Below are 535 nucleotides of genomic sequence, written 5' to 3'. Positions count from 1 at the left end.
GGTGCGCTCGCGGTCTACGGGATCGGCGACGAGGGCTTCATGCGCCCGGCCATTGGCGAGGTGGCCCGCATCGTGCGCCTGGAAGACGAAGGCCGGATCTTGCTGGGCATCGTGCGGCGCGCACGCTTCGCGACGCCGGTCAACGTCTTCGCGACCGTGGGACAAGACACCAGTGAAAACACCGCGGCCCAGGTGGCCTGTTTGTTGGCCTATGACGACGAGCTCGGCTGGTGCCTGATCTCCTCGCCGCGGAGCTCGCTGCCGCTGGCTTGCCCGATACAGATTCGGACCAAACAGCAGCACGTCGCCAGCCGTCTGCGGCGCCTGCATGCCATCACGCCGCACTTCATGTTGTTCGAGCTGGACGCGATGAAGCCGTGTCTGGCGACTCCCAGCTATCCAAGCGCGCGCCGCCGCTACCGCCAAGGCCGCATGGGAGCCTCCAGCCATAGAGCTGGCGTCGCCGAGCCCGTCGACGAGGTCCGCCGCACGCGCCGCAACGCCAGCTGAAGGGCCCTGCAACGTCGACGCCTGC

General features: G+C 68.0%; 1 protein-coding gene. It reads left to right on the top strand.

Annotated elements, in window-relative coordinates; all coding sequences use genetic code 11:
- A partial coding sequence (locus CKO25_RS20795; RefSeq protein ID WP_200389844.1) for a hypothetical protein occupies window positions 1-510 on the top strand: 510 nt, incomplete at its 5' end.
- Window positions 511-535: the final 25 nt, after the last annotated feature.

Source organism: Thiocapsa imhoffii, from assembly GCF_016583985.1.
In the GTDB taxonomy this organism is placed as follows: Bacteria; Pseudomonadota; Gammaproteobacteria; order Chromatiales; family Chromatiaceae; genus Thiocapsa; species Thiocapsa imhoffii.
This window is presented reverse-complemented; position numbering and strand designations above follow the sequence as displayed.